General features: G+C 55.3%; 17 protein-coding genes. 4 read left to right on the top strand and 13 right to left on the bottom strand.

Going from position 1 to position 21,223, the window contains the following annotated elements; genetic code table 11:
• Window positions 1–115: 115 nt before the first annotated feature.
• The 8 genes from acs to grpE form a co-directional block, all read right to left on the bottom strand.
• On the bottom strand, window positions 116–2,053 hold the full coding sequence (acs, locus tag G8770_RS15385; protein WP_167188683.1) for an acetate--CoA ligase: 1,938 nt from the start codon (window positions 2,051–2,053) through the stop codon (window positions 116–118).
• A 339-nt stretch (window positions 2,054–2,392) separates the two neighbouring features.
• The gene (greA, locus tag G8770_RS15380) at window positions 2,393–2,869 is read right to left on the bottom strand and encodes a transcription elongation factor GreA (protein ID WP_167188680.1); all 477 of its coding nucleotides are present in this window, start codon (window positions 2,867–2,869) and stop codon (window positions 2,393–2,395) included.
• Window positions 2,866–6,087, bottom strand: coding sequence for a carbamoyl-phosphate synthase large subunit (gene carB, locus G8770_RS15375; protein ID WP_167188677.1), 3,222 nt, complete (start codon window positions 6,085–6,087; stop codon window positions 2,866–2,868). The genes greA and carB overlap by 4 nt, the downstream gene beginning before the upstream one ends.
• 126 nt (window positions 6,088–6,213) lie before the next feature.
• Window positions 6,214–7,350 (bottom strand): glutamine-hydrolyzing carbamoyl-phosphate synthase small subunit, encoded by a 1,137-nt coding sequence (gene carA / locus G8770_RS15370; RefSeq protein ID WP_167188674.1) that lies wholly within the window; start codon window positions 7,348–7,350, stop codon window positions 6,214–6,216.
• A 782-nt stretch (window positions 7,351–8,132) separates the two neighbouring features.
• Window positions 8,133–8,936, bottom strand: coding sequence for a 4-hydroxy-tetrahydrodipicolinate reductase (gene dapB / locus G8770_RS15365; protein ID WP_425050610.1), 804 nt, complete (start codon window positions 8,934–8,936; stop codon window positions 8,133–8,135).
• Between the two features lie 92 nt (window positions 8,937–9,028).
• Entirely contained in the window at window positions 9,029–10,162 is a 1,134-nt protein-coding gene (gene dnaJ / locus G8770_RS15360) for a molecular chaperone DnaJ (protein ID WP_167188668.1), read from the bottom strand.
• A 281-nt stretch (window positions 10,163–10,443) separates the two neighbouring features.
• The gene (dnaK, locus tag G8770_RS15355) at window positions 10,444–12,372 is read right to left on the bottom strand and encodes a molecular chaperone DnaK (protein ID WP_167188666.1); all 1,929 of its coding nucleotides are present in this window, start codon (window positions 12,370–12,372) and stop codon (window positions 10,444–10,446) included.
• Window positions 12,373–12,571: 199 nt separating this feature from the next.
• Window positions 12,572–13,153 carry a nucleotide exchange factor GrpE gene (gene grpE / locus G8770_RS15350; protein WP_167188663.1) on the bottom strand — a complete coding sequence of 194 codons (582 nt, stop codon included), beginning with the start codon at window positions 13,151–13,153 and terminating at the stop codon, window positions 12,572–12,574.
• A 371-nt stretch (window positions 13,154–13,524) separates the two neighbouring features.
• Between grpE and recN the strand changes: the two genes are divergently transcribed.
• On the top strand, window positions 13,525–15,189 hold the full coding sequence (gene recN, locus G8770_RS15345) for a DNA repair protein RecN (protein WP_167188661.1): 1,665 nt from the start codon (window positions 13,525–13,527) through the stop codon (window positions 15,187–15,189).
• A gap of 186 nt (window positions 15,190–15,375) precedes the next feature.
• Here the strand turns inward: recN and G8770_RS15340 are convergent, their stop codons facing one another.
• Together G8770_RS15340 and fur are read right to left on the bottom strand one after the other, a co-directional pair.
• Window positions 15,376–15,918 (bottom strand): hypothetical protein, encoded by a 543-nt coding sequence (locus G8770_RS15340; protein WP_167188659.1) that lies wholly within the window; start codon window positions 15,916–15,918, stop codon window positions 15,376–15,378.
• 198 nt (window positions 15,919–16,116) lie between these two features.
• Entirely contained in the window at window positions 16,117–16,524 is a 408-nt protein-coding gene (gene fur / locus G8770_RS15335; protein WP_167188657.1) for a ferric iron uptake transcriptional regulator, read from the bottom strand.
• A 123-nt stretch (window positions 16,525–16,647) separates the two neighbouring features.
• Between fur and G8770_RS15330 the strand changes: the two genes are divergently transcribed.
• A complete protein-coding gene (locus G8770_RS15330; RefSeq protein ID WP_167188655.1) occupies window positions 16,648–17,058 on the top strand; it encodes an outer membrane protein assembly factor BamE in 411 nt (136 codons plus the stop codon).
• A gap of 228 nt (window positions 17,059–17,286) precedes the next feature.
• Here G8770_RS15330 and G8770_RS15325 read toward each other — a convergent pair whose 3' ends face one another.
• Complete coding sequence (locus G8770_RS15325; RefSeq protein WP_167188653.1) at window positions 17,287–17,622, bottom strand: RnfH family protein; 336 nt, start codon at window positions 17,620–17,622, stop codon at window positions 17,287–17,289.
• A gap of 87 nt (window positions 17,623–17,709) precedes the next feature.
• The gene (locus tag G8770_RS15320; protein ID WP_167188651.1) at window positions 17,710–18,141 is read right to left on the bottom strand and encodes an SRPBCC family protein; all 432 of its coding nucleotides are present in this window, start codon (window positions 18,139–18,141) and stop codon (window positions 17,710–17,712) included.
• Window positions 18,142–18,515: 374 nt separating this feature from the next.
• Between G8770_RS15320 and G8770_RS15315 the strand changes: the two genes are divergently transcribed.
• Both G8770_RS15315 and smpB read left to right on the top strand, forming a co-directional pair.
• The gene (locus tag G8770_RS15315; protein ID WP_167188649.1) at window positions 18,516–19,934 is read left to right on the top strand and encodes a sodium-dependent transporter; all 1,419 of its coding nucleotides are present in this window, start codon (window positions 18,516–18,518) and stop codon (window positions 19,932–19,934) included.
• Window positions 19,935–20,023: 89 nt separating this feature from the next.
• The gene (gene smpB, locus G8770_RS15310) at window positions 20,024–20,503 is read left to right on the top strand and encodes an SsrA-binding protein SmpB (protein ID WP_167188646.1); all 480 of its coding nucleotides are present in this window, start codon (window positions 20,024–20,026) and stop codon (window positions 20,501–20,503) included.
• A gap of 102 nt (window positions 20,504–20,605) precedes the next feature.
• Here smpB and G8770_RS15305 read toward each other — a convergent pair whose 3' ends face one another.
• Entirely contained in the window at window positions 20,606–21,211 is a 606-nt protein-coding gene (locus G8770_RS15305) for a LysE family translocator (protein ID WP_167188643.1), read from the bottom strand.
• Window positions 21,212–21,223: the final 12 nt, after the last annotated feature.

The raw sequence follows: 21,223 nt of genomic DNA, 5'->3' as shown, positions 1-21,223 counted from the left end.
AGATAAAAGCGAGACACCCCTGGGTGCCTTTCTTGCTATGTATTCACCTTGAGCGAGAGGCGGGACAGTGTCTTTGTCCCGCCTCTCGAATCAGGCGTTATTGATGTCGCCGCTTCTAGCGGTTGAGGCGATTATCGATCAACTGGTCCACGACGGAGGGGTCCGCCAGGGTTGAGGTATCCCCCAGGGTATCCAGTTCATTGGCAGCGACCTTGCGCAGGATGCGACGCATGATCTTGCCGGAGCGGGTCTTGGGCAGGCCCGGCGCCCACTGAATCCAGTCGGGTTTGGCAATCGGACCAATCTCCTGCACACAGAGATTGACCAGTTCTTTTTTCAGTTCATCGCTGCCTTCGACACCCGCCATCGGTGTCACGTAGCAGTAAATGCCCTGCCCCTTGATGTCGTGTGGAGCCCCCACAACGGCCGCTTCGGCGATTTGCGTGTGCAGTGTCAGCGCACTTTCAATCTCCGCGGTACCCATGCGGTGACCGGAGACGTTCAGCACATCGTCCACACGGCCAGTAATCCAGTAGTAGCCGTCTTCGTCACGGCGCGCACCGTCACCGGTGAAATAGTAACCCGGGTAGGTACTGAAATAGGTATCGACACAGCGCTGATGATCGCCGTAGACCGTGCGAATCTGGCTGGGCCAGGAGGCTTTGATGGCCAGACTGCCTTCACAGGCGCCTTCAATCTCATGACCTTCGGCGTCGAGAATGACCGGCTGCACCCCAAAGAAGGGCAGCGTCGCTGAGCCCGGCTTCAGATCGGTCGCCCCCGGAAGGGGTGTCAACATGTGCGCACCGGTTTCGGTCTGCCACCAGGTGTCCACAATCGGGCAGCGGCTTTCGCCCACCACGCGGTGGTACCACTCCCAGGCTTCCGGGTTGATCGGCTCCCCCACGGTACCCAGCAAACGCAGGGATTCGCGGTTGGTGCTGGTGACCATCTCATCACCCGCGCCCATCAAGGCACGAATGGCGGTGGGCGCCGTGTAGAAAATATTGACCTGATGCTTGTCGACAATCTCCCAGCAACGAGAGGCGCTGGGGTAGGTGGGCACACCTTCAAACATTAAGGTAATCGCCCCGTTGGTCAGCGGTCCGTAAACGATGTAACTGTGCCCGGTCACCCAACCCACATCCGCCGTACACCAGTAGACGTCACCGTCTTTGTAATCAAAGGTGTATTTGTGAGTCATGGCCGATTGCAACAGGTAACCGGCGGTGGTGTGCAGAACCCCTTTGGGCTTACCGGTCGAACCCGAGGTATAGAGAATGAACAGCGGGTCTTCCGCCGCCATGGGTTCCGGCTCACACTCGGCCGAGGCTGCGGCGGTGGCTTCGCCGTACCAGATGTCGCGACCTTCGACCCAGTTCACCGGGCCTCCGGTGCGGTTCACGACCAGGCAGGTGTGAACATTCGGGCAGCCTTCCAGCGCCTTGTCGGCATTCACTTTCAGGGGTACCGACTTGCCACCGCGCACGCCTTCATCGGCAGTAATCAGCACCTGACAATCGGAATCGAGAATCCGCCCCTGCAGCGCGTCCGGGGAAAAGCCACCAAAGACGATGGAGTGCACGGCGCCAATGCGGGTACAGGCCAGCATCGCGTAGGCGGCTTCAAGGATCATGGGCATGTAAATACAGACCCGATCGCCTTTTTTCACGCCGCGCTCTTTGAGCACATTGGCCAGTTTACACACCTCGGTGTGCAACTGACGGTAGGTAACTTTCTTGTCTTCGGTCGGGTCATCACCTTCCCAGATGATGGCCACCTGATCGCCCCGGGTGGCCAGATGTCGATCGATGCAGTTGACGCTGACATTCAGCTCGCCGTCTTCAAACCAGCTGGCAGTGCCCTTGTGAAAATCGTATTCCTGCACTTTGGTGAACGGCTTGCTCCAGGTGAGAAATTGTTTCGCCTGTTCGCCCCAGAAGGCATCCGGGTTCTCCACCGACTGGCGGTACATGGATTCGTACTTCTCGCGATTGATCCAGGCAGATTCAGCCACTTGGTCCGGAACCGGGTAGACGTGTACCTCTGACATAACAACTCCCTCAACTTCTAATTATTTATAATTAACGGATATTTTGAACTTCAATGGCTCCATCATAGACCAGCGTCAGAAAGAGCTACACCCTACTTTAGTAGAGGTCCAATCGGTAAAATTGTGTTATTAAAGATCAATCGTAGCTGAGGAATTGATATAAGGCTAGGGGGCGAGGTTTGAGGTGCGAGGTGCGAGTCACCCCAGCGTGCCCTCTCTTGCTGCGCAATTCACCTTGGGCGAGTAGCGAGTAGCGAGTAGCGAGTAGCGAGTAGCGAGTAGCGAGACAGCCTTGGGATTCGGCTGCCTCGCGTCAAGTCAAAGAAGACTGAAAAGTGGTTAGATGAATTTTACTTCGTCAATTTCATATTCCACTTCACCGCCCGGCGTGCGTATCACCGCCACATCGCCGACTTCTTTGCCGATCAAACCGCGTGCAATCGGGGAGTTGATGGAGATCTTGTTGACCTTCACATTCGCCTCGTCATCGCCAACAATCTTGTAAGTAACCGCTTCATCGGTGTCCACGTTGATGATCACCACCGTGGTGCCGAAGATAACCTTGTCACCGACGGGGATCTGGGAAATATCGATCACCTGAGCGCTGGCCAGCTTGCCTTCGATTTCCTGAATACGACCTTCACAGAATCCCTGCTGCTCGCGGGCCGCGTGGTATTCGGCATTTTCTTTCAGATCGCCGTGCTCACGGGCTTCGGCAATCGCCTGCACAATGCGCGGGCGATCCACTTTTTTCAGGCGATCGAGCTCTTCACGCAACGCATTGGCGCCTTCGACGGTCATTGGAACTTTGATCATCCTGCAATTCTCCCATGCAGCTCTTGTAAGCTGCGAACCTGCTGCTGCTGTCCAAAACGCAGGGCCATGCAAACCGCTGCGGCACCAGCAATGGTGGTGGTGTAATAAACGCGGTGGTTTTCCGCACTGCGACGAATGGACGCAGAATCCTTAATGGCCTGCTTGCCTTCCGTGGTGTTGAACACCATGGAAATTTCATCGTTTTTGATCATGTCCACAATGTGCGGACGACCTTCAATCACCTTGTTCACGACATCAACGTTGAGGCCGTGACCGGCCAGGAACTTCGCCGTACCGCGGGTTGCCACCAGGCTAAAGCCCAGATCCACCAGCTCATTGGCCACCGGAAGCAGATCTTCCTTGTCGCAATCGCGCACACTGATAAACACCCGGCCCTCGGTTGGGATTTCATCCCCCGCACCCAGCTGGGCTTTAGCGTAGGCTTCGGCAAAGGTATCACCCACACCCATGACTTCACCGGTGGATTTCATCTCAGGCCCCAGAATCGGATCAACCGCCGGGAACTTGTTGAACGGGAATACCGCTTCTTTAACACTGTAGTAATTGGGCACGATTTCGGTGGTGAAGCCCTGCTCCGCCAGACTCTTACCCGCCTGCACCCGAGCCGCAACCTTCGCCAGCGACACACCGATGCACTTGGACACAAACGGTACCGTACGCGAACCCCGTGGATTGACTTCAATCACGTAGATCTCACCGCCCTGATAGGCCAGCTGTACGTTCATTAAGCCGATCACACCCAGCTCAACGGCCATCTTGCGCACCTGCTCACGCATGTCGTCCTGCACGCTGGCGGGCAGGGAGTACGGTGGCAGAGAACACGCCGAGTCACCGGAGTGAACGCCACACTGCTCAATGTGCTGCATGATGGCACCAATCACGACATCCGTACCGTCGCACACCGCGTCAATGTCCACTTCAATCGCGGCATTGAGGAAGTGATCCAGCAGCACTGGCGCATCTTCAGAGACCTGCACCGCTTCACGCATGTAAGTGCGCAGCTCTTCCTCTTTATGCACGATTTCCATCGCCCGTCCGCCCAGCACGTAAGATGGACGCACCACCAGCGGGTAGCCCACGTGCGAAGCCATGCGAACCGCTTCTTCGGTAGAGCGCACAATCGCGTTGGACGGCTGCTTGAGATCCAGACGAATCAGCATTTGCTGGAAACGTTCACGGTCTTCGGCACGGTCAATCGCTTCCGGACTGGTACCGATGATCGGCACACCTTCCGCTTCCAGTGAGCGAGCCAGTTTCAATGGCGTCTGGCCACCAAACTGCACAATCACCCCTTTGGGCTTCTCCTTGCGCACAATTTCCAACACGTCTTCCAGCGTCACCGGCTCAAAGAACAGACGGTCAGAGGTGTCGTAATCCGTGGACACGGTCTCGGGGTTACAGTTGACCATAATGGTTTCGTAACCGTCTTCGCGACACGCCAGTGCGGCGTGCACACAACAGTAATCAAACTCGATACCCTGGCCAATACGGTTAGGACCGCCACCCAGCACCATGATCTTGTCGCGGTCGGACGGATTCGCTTCACACTCTTCTTCATAGGTCGAGTACATGTAGGCAGTCGACGTGGAGAATTCCGCCGCACAGGTATCCACGCGCTTGTAAACCGGGTGGATACCCAGTTTGGTGCGGTGATTGCGCAGCGTCTTCTCACTGACACTGAGCAGCGCTCCCAGGCGCTTATCGGAGAAGCCTTTACGCTTCATCCGGAACATCAGGTCCGCGTCAATTTCGCTCAACGGCATGGCCGACAGCATGGTCTCGGACTTGATCAGGTCTTCAATCTGCACCAGGAACCAGGGGTCAATGGCGGAAACTTCATACACCTCGTCGACGCTCATGCCGGCGCGGAAGGCATCGCCCACATACCAGATGCGCTCAGCGCCCGGCGTGGACAGGTCGCGACGAATGTGCGCCATGGCGTCATCCGACTTGAGGTCGACCTTGGGCTCGAAGCCGGCGGAGTCTACTTCCAGACCGCGCAAAGCTTTTTGCAAGGATTCCTGGAACGTACGACCGATGGCCATCACTTCACCCACAGACTTCATCTGCGTGGTCAGGCGCGCATCGGCATCACCAAATTTTTCAAAGGTGAAGCGAGGAATTTTGGTCACAACGTAATCGATGGACGGCTCGAACGACGCCGGAGTGGCACCACCGGTGATGTCATTCTGCAACTCGTCGAGGGTGTAACCCACGGCCAGCTTGGCGGCGACCTTGGCGATCGGGAAACCGGTCGCCTTGGAAGCCAGCGCCGAAGAGCGGCTCACACGAGGGTTCATTTCGATCACCACCAGGCGGCCGGTTTTCGGGTCCATCGCGAACTGTACGTTGGAACCACCGGTTTCCACACCGATCTCACGCAGTACCGCCAGGGAGGCGTTACGCATGATTTGCAGTTCTTTATCGGTCAGAGTCTGGGCCGGCGCCACGGTGATGGAGTCACCGGTGTGCACGCCCATAGGGTCAAAGTTCTCGATGGAGCAGACGATGATGCAGTTGTCGTTCTTATCACGAACCACTTCCATCTCGTACTCTTTCCAACCCAGCAGTGATTCATCGATCAGCAGCTCGTTGGTGGGCGACAAGTCAAAACCACGGGTACAGATTTCTTCAAACTCTTCCCAGTTGTAGGCAATACCACCGCCGGAGCCGCCCATGGTGAAAGAGGGACGAATGATCACCGGGAAACCGTACTTCTTGGGGACTTCCAACGCCGCTTCCATGGTGTGCACGATATCGGCACGGGCGCACTCCAGGCCAATACGCTTCATCGCCTGATCAAACAGATTGCGGTCTTCGGCCATGTGAATGGCTTTTTGGTTGGCACCAATCAGCTCAACGCCGTATTTTTCCAGCACGCCGTTATCGTGCAAGGCCAGGGCACAATTCAACGCCGTTTGACCACCCATGGTGGGCAGTACCGCATCCGGACGCTCTTTCTCAATAATCTTTTCGACCGTGCGCCACTCGATTGGCTCGATGTAGGTGGCATCCGCCATGGACGGATCGGTCATGATGGTGGCCGGGTTGGAGTTGACCAGAATGACCCGGTAACCCTCTTCGCGCAGGGCTTTACAGGCCTGGGCGCCAGAGTAATCAAATTCACAGGCCTGGCCGATGACGATCGGGCCCGCACCCAGGATCAGAATACTTTGTATGTCAGTTCTTTTTGGCATGGTGTGCTCTATCTATTCTCGGGTTGGATGTCTGATGTCGGATGCGGCGCGCCCGGTGGCTACTGCGTAGGGCCTGCACTGCATCTGACATCGAACCACGAACAATTTCTTGGCTGTTGAAACTGCTTAGCGACGCTCTTGCATCAGTTCGATGAAATGATCGAACAACGGGGCAGCATCGTGTGGGCCGGGACTCGCTTCCGGGTGTCCCTGGAAACTGAACGCGGGCTTGTCGTTGCGGTGAATGCCCTGCAGAGTGCCATCAAACAATGACTTATGCGTCACTCGCAGAGCCTCCGGCAGAGAGGCTTCGTCCACCGCAAAACCGTGGTTCTGACTGGTGATCATCACCGTACCATCTTCAATATTTTTCACCGGGTGGTTGCCACCGTGATGGCCGAGCCCCATCTTCACCGTCTTGGCGCCAGAAGCCAGAGCCAGCAGCTGATGCCCCAGACAAATACCAAACACCGGAACATCGGTTTCCAGGAACGCCTGAATGGCCTCAATGGCGTAATCACAAGGCTCGGGATCGCCCGGGCCATTGGACAGGAAGATACCGCCGGGGTTCATCGCCAGAACCTCTGCGGCCGGGGTTTTGGCCGGCACCACGGTCAGGTCACAACCACGATCGACCAGCATGCGCAGAATGTTGCGCTTAACACCGAAGTCGTAGGCCACCACTTTGAATGTAAAATCCGACGGTGACACAAAGCCTTTACCCAACTGCCAGCTGCCCTCTTGCCAGCTGTAGCTTTCCTGAGTGGTCACTTCCTGAGCCAGATCCAGCCCCTTCAGGCCGCCAAAATCTTTTGCTGCCGCCAGCGCCTGCTCTTCATCCACCGAGCCGGCCATGATGCAGCCGTTCTGGGCGCCCTTGTCGCGCAGGATACGGGTCAGTCGACGGGTGTCGATGTCGGCAATCCCCAGGATGTTGCGCTGCTTGAGGTACTCGTCCAGAGTCTGCTCACTGCGGAAGTTACTGGCCATCAGCGGCAGGTCGCGAATCACCAGGCCCTTGGCCCAGATGCGATCACACTCTTCATCTTCGCTGTTGGTCCCCGTATTCCCGATATGAGGGTAGGTCAGGGTCACAATCTGCTGCGCGTAAGAGGGATCGGTTAATATTTCCTGATAGCCGGTCATGGCGGTGTTAAACACCACCTCTCCGGTGGATATTCCATCAGCACCAATGGCGCTGCCACGGAATACACTACCATCTTCAAGTACCAGGATTGCGGGTCTAAGGGCACCAGTTGTCAAGTCAGACTCCTCAAGAGTTGGCGTCAAAATCTTTAGGGCTGCAGCGCTGGCGAGGCATCCGCAACCCTCATTACCTTGTTAGTTTTCGCTAGTTCATCGTCAAGCGTACGTTACTGCTCAAACACATCATTCTTACAGCACTACTGTTTAAAAACAGTGTCGCTTAAATCCAGTGTTGCTCAGGCACACCGCACATAAAAACAAGTCAACTAACATGCATATTCTGCTTTTCTGTAGACCGAGAGGCACTGCCGCGCGAATTCGCACGTGTCCGGGCAGCCAAACAGCTGCGTACTGTATCTGGGATTGGATTTAGCCGGTCTCAAGTTGCAAAAAAGCGAGATGAAACATTTGGCTTCATCTCGCTTCTGAATTATTTGCATTCGATTACCGTTAGTCAGTATTGCTACCACCCAGTCTTATTGCGTAAGAAAAAGTGTAACAACCAGTCTAGCTCGCTTCTGCGGCATTGGCCAAGATCGATCTGAGGCGGGATTGTACGCGATTTGCCCTGCTGCTGTCCAATGCCAGACCCCGCTCTTATGCCACGATTCCCCAGGGCATACATCGAGATCATGGCGGCCATGTTACAAACATACGCTTGTCCCGCCGGCGACCCTGGCCCAACCCCCGCCTGATCGGCCACACCACAAACCTTCGGGGCATAAAAAACCCCCGCCAAGCTCACTCGGCAGGGGTTTTGTGCGTCGCACGCAGACACCAGGGCGACGCTCAATCAGGCAAAGGTGTCTTTGCCGACACCTGAGACGCCCTTGCAGGGACTAAATGCCCAACACATCACGCATGGAATAAAGCCCAGGCTGCTGATCAGCCAACCAGCCGGCAGCGCGAACAGCCCCGCGGGCAAAAGACATACGACTGGACGCCTTGTGAGTGATTTCGACCCGCTCACCGTCGGCCAGGAACATCACCGTGTGATCACCAACCACATCGCCACCGCGCACCGTGGCAAAACCAATGGTTTCGCGCTGGCGGGCACCGGTCTGGCCTTCGCGACCGTAAACCGCCACGTCTCGCAGGTTGCGATTCACGCCTTCGGCCACGGCCTCACCCATCGCCAGTGCGGTCCCGGAAGGGGCATCCACCTTGTGGCGATGGTGCGCCTCATAGATTTCGATGTCGTAATCGTCACCCAGGATTTCAGCGGCCTGTTTCAACAGCTTGAGCGTCACATTCACGCCGGTGCTGAAGTTTGCCGCCTTACACAGGGCCGTTTGGGCCTGGTTAGCCAGCAACTGCTGTTCTTCCTCCGGGGTAAACCCGGTGGTCCCAATCACAATCTTCTTACCCGCCGCGGCGCAAGCCGCGGCGTTGGCCAGGGTCGCGGCCGGGGCGGTAAAATCAATCAACACATCAAAATCGTTAATCACGGCATGAATGTCGCCCGCAATGCTGACGCCATTCTTACCCAACCCCGCCAGCTCGCCCGCATCGGCGCCAACCAACGAACTGTCAGGGCGCTCCAACGCGACCGTCAACTCCACGCCCTCGGCCAAAGCGATCGCCTCGATCAAGGTTTTGCCCATACGACCGGCCGCACCGGTAACTGCAATTCGAACCATAATGTTTTCCCAGCAGATCAATCAACGTTAGCCGACTCACACCGGAGCCAGAAACAGCACTCCTCGGATCTTGTCACTCGCTGTTCGTATCTGACTTATATTTTCATGTCACCAAAAAAATTCTTCATCCCCTCAAACCAGCTGCTCTGCTTGGGAGAGTTTTTGTCGCCTTCCATGGTGGCCTTGAATTCTTTCAACAATTCTTTTTGCTTGCCGCTTAGGCTCACCGGAGTCTCAACCACGACACGGCACATCAGGTCACCGGCATTGCCGCCACGGACCGGCATAACGCCTTTCCCGCGCAGTCGGAACAACTTTCCAGACTGTGTTTCGTGGGGCACCTTCAGCTTGACCCGACCGTCCAGGGTCGGCACATCAATCTCTCCACCCAGGGCAGCATCGACAAAGCTGATCGGCACTTCGCAGTACAGGTTTTTACCATCGCGCTGGAAGATATCGTGGTTTTTCACCGACACCTGCACATAGAGATCGCCAGCAGGCCCGCCATCAACGCCCGCTTCGCCCTCACCCGACAAACGGATACGATCGCCAGTATCGACGCCCGGTGGCACCTTCACAGAAAGCGTCTTGGTCTCTTCCACACGCCCCTGGCCATGACAATCGTCACAGGGGTCAGAAATGATGGTGCCATTACCACGACAGTTCGGGCAGGTTTGCTGCACCGAGAAAAAGCCCTGTTGCATGCGCACCTGACCCACACCACCACAGGTAGTACAGGACACGGGCTTGGTACCGACCTTGGCACCGGAACCATCACATGTATTACACGCCACCAGCGTTGGCACCCGAATTTTGACCGACGTGCCTCTTACTGCATCCTCAAGGTCCAGTTCCAGGGTGTAACGCAGATCGGATCCACGCGCCGGGCCGCCGCGACCACGACCGCCGCCACCGCCAAAAATATCCCCAAACACATCACCAAAGATGTCACTGAAGCTGCCGCCACCGCCGCCAAAGCCGCCACCAAAACCACCGCCCTGCTGATCGACACCGGCGTGGCCGAACTGATCATAGGCACTGCGCTTTTCCGCATTGGACAAAATTTCGTAGGCCTCGCTGGCCTCCTTAAATTTCGCCTCCGCCTCGGCATCATCAGGGTTGCGATCGGGGTGATACTTCATCGCTACTCGGCGATATGATTTCTTCAGGTCAGCCTTGGACACATCGCGATCGACGCCAAGGATTTCGTAGTAATCTCGTTTGGACATATTTCTCAGCCTGTAGGCTCTATCTTCGTTAGTCTTTAAGCTAGTTGTCTCGCAGAACTCTTCGTCTTAGCCAACCCGTCAGTCTTAGTGACCCGTGAGTCTTAGCGAACATTGAATCTGCAGAAAAAGAAAGCGCGGGACATGCCCGCGCCAACTTCAGAGGTTAATTCACGATACTGAATGATACGCCAATCGCGACAGCGGTAGCAATGCAGCCCAAGGCCAGTGATTAGCGAGCATCAACTGCGATGAGCTGCTTCAGACAATACCAACCCCCAGACTTACTTATCGTCTTTCACTTCTTCGAACTCAGCGTCAACCACGCCGTCGTCGGCATCAGCTGCGCTGTCAGCACCGGCTTCAGCACCACCAGCAGCACCTGCCTGGGCAGCCTGCTCAGCGTACAACTTCTGCGCCAGAGAGCTGGAAGCTTCGGTCAACTTGGTCGTAGCAGCTTCCATGGCGGCTTTGTCATCGCCTTTAACGGCCGTTTCCGCTTCAGCCAGAGCCGCTTCGATGGCAGACTTCTCTTCTTCAGAAGCTTTATCACCCGCTTCTTCCAACGTCTTTTTGGTCGCGCCAATCAAGCCATCCAGGGTGTTGCGAGCAGTCACCAGCTCTTCGAACTTCTTATCCGCTTCGGCATTCGCCTCGGCATCCTGAACCATTTTCTCGATTTCTTCATCGCTCAGACCGGAAGAGGCCTTGATCACGATGGACTGTTCTTTACCGGTGGCCTTGTCTTTCGCGCTCACGTTCAGAATACCGTTGGCGTCGATGTCGAAAGTCACTTCGATCTGCGGCATGCCACGCTGTGCTGGCGGGATATCGGCCAGGTCAAAGCGACCCAGAGATTTGTTTTGTGCCGCCTGCTTGCGCTCACCCTGAACCACGTGGATGGTCACCGCAGTCTGGTTGTCTTCCGCCGTAGAGAAGACCTGAGACTTCTTGGTTGGAATGGTGGTGTTCTTCTCAATCAGAGGTGTTGCCACGCCGCCCATGGTTTCAATACCCAGAGTCAGAGGGCTCACATCCAGCAACAATACATCTTTTACGTCACCGGCCAGAACCGCGCCCTGGATAGCTGCGCCCATGGCAACTGCTTCATCAGGGTTAACATCTTTACGCGCTTCTTTACCAAAGAACTCAGCAACCTTTGCCTGAACCATTGGCATACGGGTTTGACCGCCTACCAGAATCACGTCATCAATGTCGCTGACAGACAGGTCTGCATCCGCCAAAGCTACTTTCAACGGCGCCAGCGAGCGAGTCACCAGTTCTTCCACCAAAGACTCCAGCTTGGAGCGGGTCAGCTTGACCACCAAGTGCTTGGGTCCGGTCGCATCTGCAGTAATGTAGGGCAGATTCACTTCGGTTTGCTGGGAAGAAGACAGCTCGATCTTGGCTTTTTCAGCCGCCTCTTTCAGACGCTGCAGAGCCAGTGGATCGTTGTGCAGGTCGATGCCATTTTCTTTCTTAAATTCAGCCGCAAGATATTCAATCAGGCGCAGGTCGAAGTCTTCACCGCCGAGGAAAGTATCACCATTCGTGGCCAATACTTCGAACTGGTGCTCGCCATCGACATCGGCAATTTCAATGATAGAGATATCGAAAGTACCGCCACCCAGGTCATAAACTGCAATGGTGCGATCGCCCTGAGCCTTGTCCATACCGTAAGCCAGTGCCGCAGCCGTTGGCTCATTAATAATGCGCTTTACATCCAAGCCGGCAATTTTACCCGCATCTTTGGTTGCCTGACGCTGGGAGTCGTTGAAGTAAGCCGGTACGGTGATGACCGCTTCGGTAATCTTCTCGCCCAGATAATCTTCGGCAGTCTTCTTCATCTTTTTCAGGACTTCAGCAGAAATCTGTGGCGGAGCTTTTTTGTCGCCTTTGATTTCGACCCAGGCATCACCATTGTCGGCCTCAACAATTTTGTAAGGCACCATGGAGATGTCTTTCTGAACCACGTCATCTTTGAATTTACGGCCGATCAGACGCTTAACCGCAAACAAGGTGTTGTTTGGGTTGGTGACGGACTGACGCTTGGCGCTCTGACCCACCAGAATTTCATCGTCGTTCGTAAAAGCAACGATGGATGGTGTGGTGCGATCGCCTTCCGCGTTCTCAATGACCTTTGCTTTACCGCCTTCCAGAACAGACACACACGAGTTGGTTGTCCCCAGGTCGATACCAATAATTTTACCCATTTCGATTATCTCCGAAAATCCTGCCTGCCTGTTTCTGTAAGTTCAGCAAGCTTGGTTAATACACTCAATCAGCCTTGGCTGATGCTTTCTCAAACTGTTGATCTCTATATTGGCTCAACTGACTTTTTTTCAACCCCGCAATGGAGTTTTTTTCACATTGCGTTGTCATCGTCTCACCAAGCAGACCTGCTCAAGTTCGTTACTTTGACACCACGACCATCGCCGGACGCACCAGGCGGCCGTGCAAGGTGTAACCTTTCTGGAACACGTTGATGACCGTGTTCGGCTCCGCATCGGGGCTCTCCACCATGGTCATGGCCTGATGCACTTGCGGGTCAAAGGGCTCACCCACCGGGTTCAAGGCCTCAATACTGTGGCGCGCCAGCGTGTCCTGGAAAGATTTCAACGTCAGCTGAATCCCTTCAATCACGGGCTTTAGCGACTCATCGTCCACATTCATGGCATCGAGGGCGCGCTCCAGGTTATCAATCACGGGGAGCAAATCGTTGACCAGCTTTTCCTGGCCAAACTTGTGAGCCTTCTCAACGTCCTGCGCAGCGCGACGAATGGCATTCTGTGCCTCTGCCCGCGCCCGCAACATCTGCTCGTTGGCCTCGTGCAACTGCTCGGTCAGGGATTCGATCTGAGCATGCTCATCGACTGCTGGGGCATGTTCAGTGGCGGCCTCGGCACCCTGTTCGGCGGCGGCGGCTTTTGTTTGCTCGGTAGCCTCTTGCGCTACCTCATCCAATTCTGGTGATGTCTGCTGTTCGTCTGACACTCTGAACTCCGTATACCTATTTTAAATGACAGGGTTAATGACAGGATTAACTGTGGAACCTGCAGCCAAATATGGGGCCGGCCAAACAGGTTTCAAGGGCTGATGGTGGTTTAATCAAAAACTTCCCCCCGGATTTAAATTCCCCACGCCAGCCCTGAAAACGGCTCTTCAGACTTTTTCACCGTGTACAGACCTCTTCAGGCGATAGCCGCCGCCCCCCACCCTGCCCCAAACACCCAAATTGCATTTGCCAGCCCCGAAAAAGCACTGTATAAATAAACATGTTTTTGATGTTTCCCCATTGTTGGGGCTTTTTTCAGGCTAACGGACCCGGTAACACCGCCACCCCATAAGAGCACAGGAGCACGGCCATGCTGACTCACCTCAGCGTTCAGAACTTTACCCTCGTCGACCTACTGGAACTGGAATTACACCGCGGCATGACCGCCATCACCGGTGAAACCGGGGCCGGCAAGTCTATCCTGCTGGATGCCCTGAGCCTGACGCTGGGAGACCGCGCCGACCCCGATCGGGTCAGAGCCGGGCGCGAAAGGGCCGACATCTGCGCCACGTTTGACGTGTCCAACATTCCCCGTGCGCGTCAGTGGCTGGATCAGCACGACCTCGACAGTGAAACCGATTGCCTGTTGCGACGAGTCGTCACCCGCGAGGGGCGCTCGCGCGGCTACATCAACGGCCAACCCGTGCCGCTGGCTCAGCTCAAGGAGCTGGGCGAGATGTTGATTGACATTCACAGTCAGCACGCCCACCAGTCCCTGCTGAAAAAAGAAACCCATCGCCGCCTGCTGGATGACTACGCCAACCACCAGGCGCTGGTGCAGGAATGCAAAGTCCGCTACCGAGAGTGGCAGACCGCGCAAAAACGCTTTCAGGAATGGCGGGACAACGCCGAAGAAATTACCGCCCGCGCCCAGTTGTTGCGCTACCAGGTCCAGGAACTGGACGCTCTGGACCTCACAGAAAATGAGCTGGACGACATGGAAGCCGAGCAACGGCAACTGGCCAGCGCTGACACCCTGTTACACAACAGCCAGCTGGTCACTCAGATCTGCGACAACGAAGAGAGCGGCCTGCTAACGACACTGAACAAGGCGCTTCATTTATTGCAGGCGCTGTCCGACAAGCCTGCTGCGCTCAACAGCGCGGAAGAACTGCTGCTCAGTGCCCAAATTCAGATTCAGGAGGCGCAAAGCGAGATCAGCCACCACATCGACAGCTTTGAAATGGACCCGCAGCGCCTCAGCTACATCGAAGACCGCCTGTCCAGCTGCTATGAAATCGCTCGCAAGCACCGCATATCGCCTGCTGACCTGCTTCAGCTGCACAAAGACCTGGCCACCGAGCTGGAAGAGTTGGGTGACAGCGACGGACAACTGGACGAACTCGAAGCCCTGGCCAGAGCGTGTGAAGACGCCTACCTAAGCTGCGCCAACACCCTTTCCAGCCAGCGCCTTAAAGCCGCCAAACAACTGCAGAAAGCCATCAATTTGCAACTGCACGACCTGGCGATGAAAAGCGCCCACCTGGCCATCACCGTGGACAGCAACCCTGCCCACAGCAGCCCGCACGGCCTGGATGACATTGAATTCTTAATCAGCACCAACCCCGGCCAAACCCCCAAAGCACTGGCCAAAGTGGCTTCCGGCGGCGAATTGTCACGGGTTAGCCTGGCCATTCAGGTGGTCACCGCGCAAAGCTCAACCATTCCCACGCTGGTGTTCGATGAAGTGGATGTGGGTATCGGGGGCGCCACCGCCGACGTTGTTGGCGACCTGCTGCGCAAACTGGGCCAGCAAGGTCAGGTGCTGTGCGTCACCCACTTGCCACAAGTGGCGAGCAAGGGCCATCAACACCTGCAAGTGCACAAGGAAACGGACAAGCAATCAGCTCAGACCGCGCTGATCAACCTGAACGGTGACGATAAGATCATGGAAATTGCCCGCATGATGGGTGGCGCCCAGATGACCAAGCAGACGATTGCGCACGCGCGGGAGATGTTGGAGATGGCGGAATGAGAGAAGCACAGTGGCTAGTAAATAGTAGCTAGTTACGAGTCACCCCAGGGTGCCCTCTCTTGCTACGCAATTCACCTTGTGCGAGATGCGAGTCAGCCCAGGCTGCCCTCTCTTGCTGCGCAATTCACCTTGAGCGAGTAGCGAGGCAGTATTGGGAACTGCCTCGCATCACACAACCGGTGAAACCTAGGCTTCGGCGGCGTCTTTAGGGGTTGTTCTTAACTGCTCGTACTGCTCCGGGTTGACAAACATCAGCTTCAACACGATGTCGTCTTTCTTACCCGGTTCAATACAGATAACGAGAACATTGTACTGCTCACCGACTTTCACCACGCCAGGCTGATGCACCAGAGCGCCACCGGTCTGCTGATTCGTGAGGATGTTCAGATCCTTCTTGGCCTTCAGGGTTTGGCCAATCTGATTGAGCATGGCTTTCAGCGCCGCCTCAAACACCGGAAAGCCAAAGCCGCCGCCCACAAACTCGCTGTAATCCATTTCCACAGACAGCGGGACCTCAAGCGAGTCTTTCACTTCACCTTCGGCATTTTTGCTGGTCAACGTTAACGCACCCAAAGAGATGCGCTTGCCGCCTTTCAACTCTTTCAGTAACACCTTGGCTTTATCAGCCGGCTGCTTCACAAAGGCTTGATGCAAAATGCCGCAGCCTAAATCCAGCACCTGAACCAGATTCAGGTTAAATTTTTTCTTGGGGGCTTGAGCTTCGCTCATGAGTGTCAATACCTCTATACCACAGGCCACTTAAACTTCGGCGTTTAAGCAGCAGCCTTTATAAAAAGTTATTTTTATGTTTTTGCCGCAAGGCTCAACAGATGCTTGTATCCACAAGAAGGTCGATGTCGCTGAACTCTTATGGCCAGCCTTAAGGCCACAACCCGAGCCAAATCACTGATGCCCGGGTTTTAACGATTAGGACTTGGGCTTAACGTAAAGCACCAGGCTGTGGCCCGTCAACTCATAACCGTGCTTTTCAGCCATCGCAATTTGCAGCTTTTCAATTTCCTCATTGTGAAATTCGATCACCTTGCCGGTCTCAATGCACACCATATGATCGTGATGATCACCACGCTCCAGCTCAAACACCGAGTGTCCGCCATCAAAGTTATGACGAACCACCAGTCCGGCAGTCTCAAACTGCGTCAACACGCGATAAACGGTTGCCAACCCCACGTCTTCATCCGCTTCAATCAACTGCTTGTAGACGTCTTCAGCGCTCAGGTGACGTTGCGCCGAGGCTTCCAGCATTTGCAGAATTTTAACTCGAGGAAGAGTTACTTTTAAGCCCGCTTTGCGCAGCTCCTGGTTTTGATCAGCCATATTTGCCTCTAAGTAGAATATTCTGCGCTGGCACGTTTCTGGAAATTACTCTCCAGAACCCTTCTCAGCGTCGCTAATGTTCAGGTATTATCCCCGTTCACTTTACCTTGTGGAACCCCTGCTATGCAAAAACACGTACAACGCCTCTTTTTCGCCATTTCGCTGCTGTTATTGGCCGGTTGCCAGTACTTCCAGTTTCCCGGCGTGTACAAAATCGACATCCAGCAGGGCAATATTGTCACTCAGGAGATGATTGATCAGCTCAAACCGGGCATGACCAAACGCCAGGTGCGCTATGTAATGGGCACCCCCCTTATCGAAGACACCTTCAACCCCAACCGTTGGGACTACTATTACAGTATGGCACCAGGCAAAGGTGAGCCCACCAAAGAGCGCATCAGCGTTTACTTTGAAGGCGATACCCTGACGTCTTTCAGTGGCGATTACACCCCCAACGGGGCAAAATCCACGCCCACACCGGAGCAAGTTCCCGCCAGCGATTCAGAGCCTGCAACCGAGTTCGAGGCCGAATAAGCCTTCGCGAACCGGAGATGTGGCACTTTTATTAACCTGTCACACCGGCTTGTAACCTGTCACACCTGCACGGCTTTTGCCACCGGCGCGGCTGATAGCACTGGAACCTCTAAAATCTTAGCGCTGGGGCCGATCACAACTGCACCGGTTCCCAGGCCGTGTACGCCTTGCCTTGATGGCGCTTAAGCCACCCCAAGGTCGGGCCGTCGCAGCACCTCAGGCCGGCACTCATTTGTTGTCCGTGCTTTCGGCCTCTTTCGCTTTGGCAGCGCGCTTGCGGCGCACTTCTTTCGGGTCTGACGTCAAGGGCCGATAGATTTCCACCCGATCCCCTGGCTGTAGCGCATGCTCATGGGCCTTTTTAAGGCCTTTGGTGCCCAAAGCCTGCCCAAAAATCCCCATCTTGGCGGTGCTGTAATCAATCTCGGGAAACTCTTTTTCCAACCCGGATTGCTCAGCGGCCTGCAACGCGGTCGTACCCGGTTTCACCAGCAACTCCACAATCTTTTGCTTGTGCGGCAGGGCATAAGCCACTTCAACCGCAATCATTTCTATATCCGACATAGTCTAGCGTACCCCTCCGGGTCATCCATTAATCACTGGCGCTCTTTCAAATACTGCTTTTGGACACACCTGCGCCCAACCCCCGACTTAACCGTAGACCTGTTTCGCCCGGCGGCACAAGCCATCCACCAATTCATTGGCTACCGATTCAAACAACTTGCCCGCCGTTTTGGCCATCAGGCTGTTATTAAACTCAAACTCCAGATCCAGGGAGACCTTGCAGGCATCCTCCGCCAGCGCACGAAAGGTCCACACCCCCTTCAGTCGCTTGAACGGCCCCTCCACCAGATTCATATCCATGGTATGCGGAGCGTCCAGGAGGTTGCGCGTGGTAAAACTGTAACTCACCCCCATTTTCTTGAGATCCAGGCGAGCTGTTACCTCTACCGAACTGCGCTCCAGCACCTTGGCACCGACACAGCCGTCCATATAGTGAGGATACGTTTCAATGTCGTTCACCAATTCAAACATTTTCTGGTCAGAATAGGCCACCAGGGCACTGCGATGTATTTGAGTCACTGACACTCCGATCCACGGTTATCTTAGCCGGCCGATTGTAGTGACTCACTCTCTATAAGCCAAGATCTTCCTGTTGAGGCCCGCCCTCGCGGTTATTCAGCCCCCGTTGCAATGACCGTATACTAACAGCCCTGCGAAACAAGCTCACAACCGATTAAAGCCACCCCAACAAGCCTTTAACACCTGTTGAGGCGATCACCTGAAGCCACAACTGCAGCCACCGCCGCCCTGCATCAAACAATCTTGCCGCCAGCCCAACAATCACAAGCGATTCAGGACTGGAGTCGGGGACAAGCCCTCATAAAGTTGCTAGTATCCGACAGATAACAGCGCCACAAGAACAAGCTATAAAAATCACAAAAATTAGGATTAAAATGACAGCAAATCGCGAACAGTTTGGCTCACGCCTGGGCTTTATTTTAGCGGCGGCGGGCTCTGCCGTCGGTATCGGGAACCTGGTCGGCTTTCCCGTCAACGCCGCCAAAAACGGGGGCGCCGCCTTTTTATTACTTTACGCCTTTTTCGTGGTACTGATCTGCTTGCCCGTCATGATGGCTGAACTGGCGGCCGGTCGAAACAGCCGGAAAAACCCCCTGGGGACCTATCGGCATTTTGCTCCGGGCAGCCCGGGCTGGCTGATCGGCGGCTGGCTGGCCCTGATCACCCCCTACATGATAGCGGTTTTTTACGCCGTCATTACCCTCTGGATTACCGGCTACCTAACCGCCATTATCAGCGGTAACCTGCAGGCATTGACCGACCCGGACTACTTCGCCCATTTTGTCAGCAGCCCGACTATCTTTGTGTATCTCATCGCGGTAGCGGCACTGGTGGGGCTCATTCTGCATTCCGGCGTCAAAGACGGCATTGAACGCGGTGCAAAAATCATGATGCCGTCCCTGTTTGTGATGCTGGTTGGGCTGGTGATTTTCGTACTTACCCGCGATCACGCCATGGCCGGCGTTCAATATTATCTGATACCCGACATCAGCAAGATCAATGCACAGGTGATTAATGGGGCCATGGGGCAAGCTTTCTTTTCCCTATCCCTGGGGATGGGCATCCTGATCACTTACGGCTCTTACATGGACGGCCGCTCCAGCATTCCAGGCTCGGCCAAGATGGTGGCCCTCGCTGACACCGGGGTTGCCTTTACCGCGGGCCTGATGGTGCTGCCGGCCATCTTTTCGTTCAATCCCGGCATCGACCCCGGCACCCTCTCCGACTCTTCCGTTTCCCTGATTTTCACCTTCCTGCCCAAAATCTTCTTGGCCATGCAGGTCTCCGTCGGCTATGTCGGCGCCAGTATCGTGGCGGCGCTGTTTTTCCTGCTGGTGTTTTTTGCCGCACTGACATCACTGGTCTCCATCATCGAAGTCCCCGTATCCGGCGTCATGGACCAGAAAGGCTACAGCCGCAACCGGGCACTGGCCACCATCGGCATCACCATGTTCTTCATCGCTCTGGCGTGTGGCCTGTCTTTTGGCATGGTGGACTTTTTCACCAACTTCGCCCACTACGGGGAGGCGTCCCATTCGCTTTTTGATCTGGTGTACGACGTGTTTTATGACACGATTCTGCCGCTCAATGGCTTTATTATCTGTTTGCTGGTGACCTACCGCTGGAAAAAGGCCAACTGGAATGCTGAGCTGGAAACCGGCGAGCCCAACTACAAAGGCTCCCTGCTGGAACGCTATTCCAACTTCGCGCTCGGCACCTTTATCCCTGTCATCCTGCTGTTTGTGTTTGTGAATACGGTCTTGAACAAGTTCTTCAACATAAGCCTGATTTAACCCCCACACTAGTCCCCTGGCGGGCACCCCCTGCCAGAGGACGAATTAATGCTGTCACAGGTTCCACCGAGTCGTTATAATCCGCCGCCATGGCTAAGAAGAAATCACAGAAGTCCTCAACGGGCACTATCGCGTTAAACAAGAAAGCACGCTTCGATTATCACTTAACGGATAGATATGAGGCGGGCCTGGCCCTGCAAGGCTGGGAAGTCAAAAGCCTGCGCGAAGGCAAGGTGCAGATTGTCGACACCCACGTGTTCTTCAAAAACGGTGAAGCCTGGCTGCTTAACGCCCAGATTTCTCCGCTGAATACCGTTTCGACCCATCACGTCGCCGAACCAAACCGTCAGCGCAAACTGCTGCTGAAAAGCAAGGAAATCGCCAAACTCCAACAAGCTGTAGAGCAAAAGGATTACACCTGCGTTGCTACCGCGCTGTACTGGAAAGGCCATTTGGTCAAATGCGAAATTGCCCTGGCCAAGGGTAAGAAAATGCACGACAAGCGCGAAACAGAAAAGCAGCGTGACTGGGCCCGCGAAAAGCAGCGCCTCTTCCAAAAGCCCGCCTGACCCCTTCAAATACGGACACCGTCACCTTTGACATCTTTGAGGTAACGGTGCCTTACCGGCCTTGCACCCCAGAAGAAACGAGCACCCCAAGCCCCCCGTTTCTCAGTTCACCACCACTCGTATCGCCACCAACACCAGAAACACGGCAAAAAATCGCTGCATTTTAATGGCGTGCAGCTTCAGCCGCTTGATCACACTGGGCTGCGACAGCATACCCACGACCAGCAGATACCACAGCGCATCGACCGCTGCCGAGACGCCCGCCATGCCCAGCTTCTGCAAGATCGTTGTCTCGGGGGTAATAAACTGGGTGTAAACCGCCAGAAAGAAGATCGCCAGCTTGGGGTTCAAAAACGCCGTCAGAAAACCGGTTACCACTCCCTGCCGTGACGTCACGTTGTGCACCTCTCCTTCACCAAACGCCATCGGCGCGGTGAACGATTTGTAAGCCAGAAACAATAAAAACAATGCCCCCAGCCAGCGCAGCCCATTGAACAGCCAAGGCGTTTGCTGAACGATTACTGCCAGCCCCAGAGCCGCCAGTACCGCATACACACCCACACCCGCGCCGTGGGCCACAGCCGCAATGGCGCCCTGCTCTCGACCGCCTTTGAGGGTTTGCTCAATCATTACCGCCAGGCTCGGGCCAGGGCTGGAAGCCCCCAGAAAACAGAGACCCGCCAGGGTCAGCCAATCAAAAATTGTCATTGTGATACCCAA

Origin of the sequence: Pseudomaricurvus hydrocarbonicus (assembly GCF_011602365.1) — a bacterium.
Classification (GTDB): Bacteria; Pseudomonadota; Gammaproteobacteria; order Pseudomonadales; family Cellvibrionaceae; genus Pseudomaricurvus; species Pseudomaricurvus hydrocarbonicus.
This window is presented reverse-complemented; position numbering and strand designations above follow the sequence as displayed.

What these genes read in the sequence shown, in the direction of transcription:
- acs (WP_167188683.1), bottom strand. Translation starts at nt 2,053, where the DNA reads ATGTCAGAGGTACACGTCTACCCGGTTCCGGACCAAGTGGCTGAATCT.
- greA (WP_167188680.1), bottom strand. Translation starts at nt 2,869, where the DNA reads ATGATCAAAGTTCCAATGACCGTCGAAGGCGCCAATGCGTTGCGTGAA.
- carB (WP_167188677.1), bottom strand. Translation starts at nt 6,087, where the DNA reads ATGCCAAAAAGAACTGACATACAAAGTATTCTGATCCTGGGTGCGGGC.
- dnaJ (WP_167188668.1), bottom strand. Translation starts at nt 10,162, where the DNA reads ATGTCCAAACGAGATTACTACGAAATCCTTGGCGTCGATCGCGATGTG.
- dnaK (WP_167188666.1), bottom strand. Translation starts at nt 12,372, where the DNA reads ATGGGTAAAATTATTGGTATCGACCTGGGGACAACCAACTCGTGTGTG.
- recN (WP_167188661.1), top strand. Translation starts at nt 13,525, where the DNA reads ATGCTGACTCACCTCAGCGTTCAGAACTTTACCCTCGTCGACCTACTG.
- G8770_RS15340 (WP_167188659.1), bottom strand. Translation starts at nt 15,918, where the DNA reads ATGAGCGAAGCTCAAGCCCCCAAGAAAAAATTTAACCTGAATCTGGTT.
- fur (WP_167188657.1), bottom strand. Translation starts at nt 16,524, where the DNA reads ATGGCTGATCAAAACCAGGAGCTGCGCAAAGCGGGCTTAAAAGTAACT.
- G8770_RS15330 (WP_167188655.1), top strand. Translation starts at nt 16,648, where the DNA reads ATGCAAAAACACGTACAACGCCTCTTTTTCGCCATTTCGCTGCTGTTA.
- G8770_RS15325 (WP_167188653.1), bottom strand. Translation starts at nt 17,622, where the DNA reads ATGTCGGATATAGAAATGATTGCGGTTGAAGTGGCTTATGCCCTGCCG.
- G8770_RS15315 (WP_167188649.1), top strand. Translation starts at nt 18,516, where the DNA reads ATGACAGCAAATCGCGAACAGTTTGGCTCACGCCTGGGCTTTATTTTA.
- smpB (WP_167188646.1), top strand. Translation starts at nt 20,024, where the DNA reads ATGGCTAAGAAGAAATCACAGAAGTCCTCAACGGGCACTATCGCGTTA.
- G8770_RS15305 (WP_167188643.1), bottom strand. Translation starts at nt 21,211, where the DNA reads ATGACAATTTTTGATTGGCTGACCCTGGCGGGTCTCTGTTTTCTGGGG.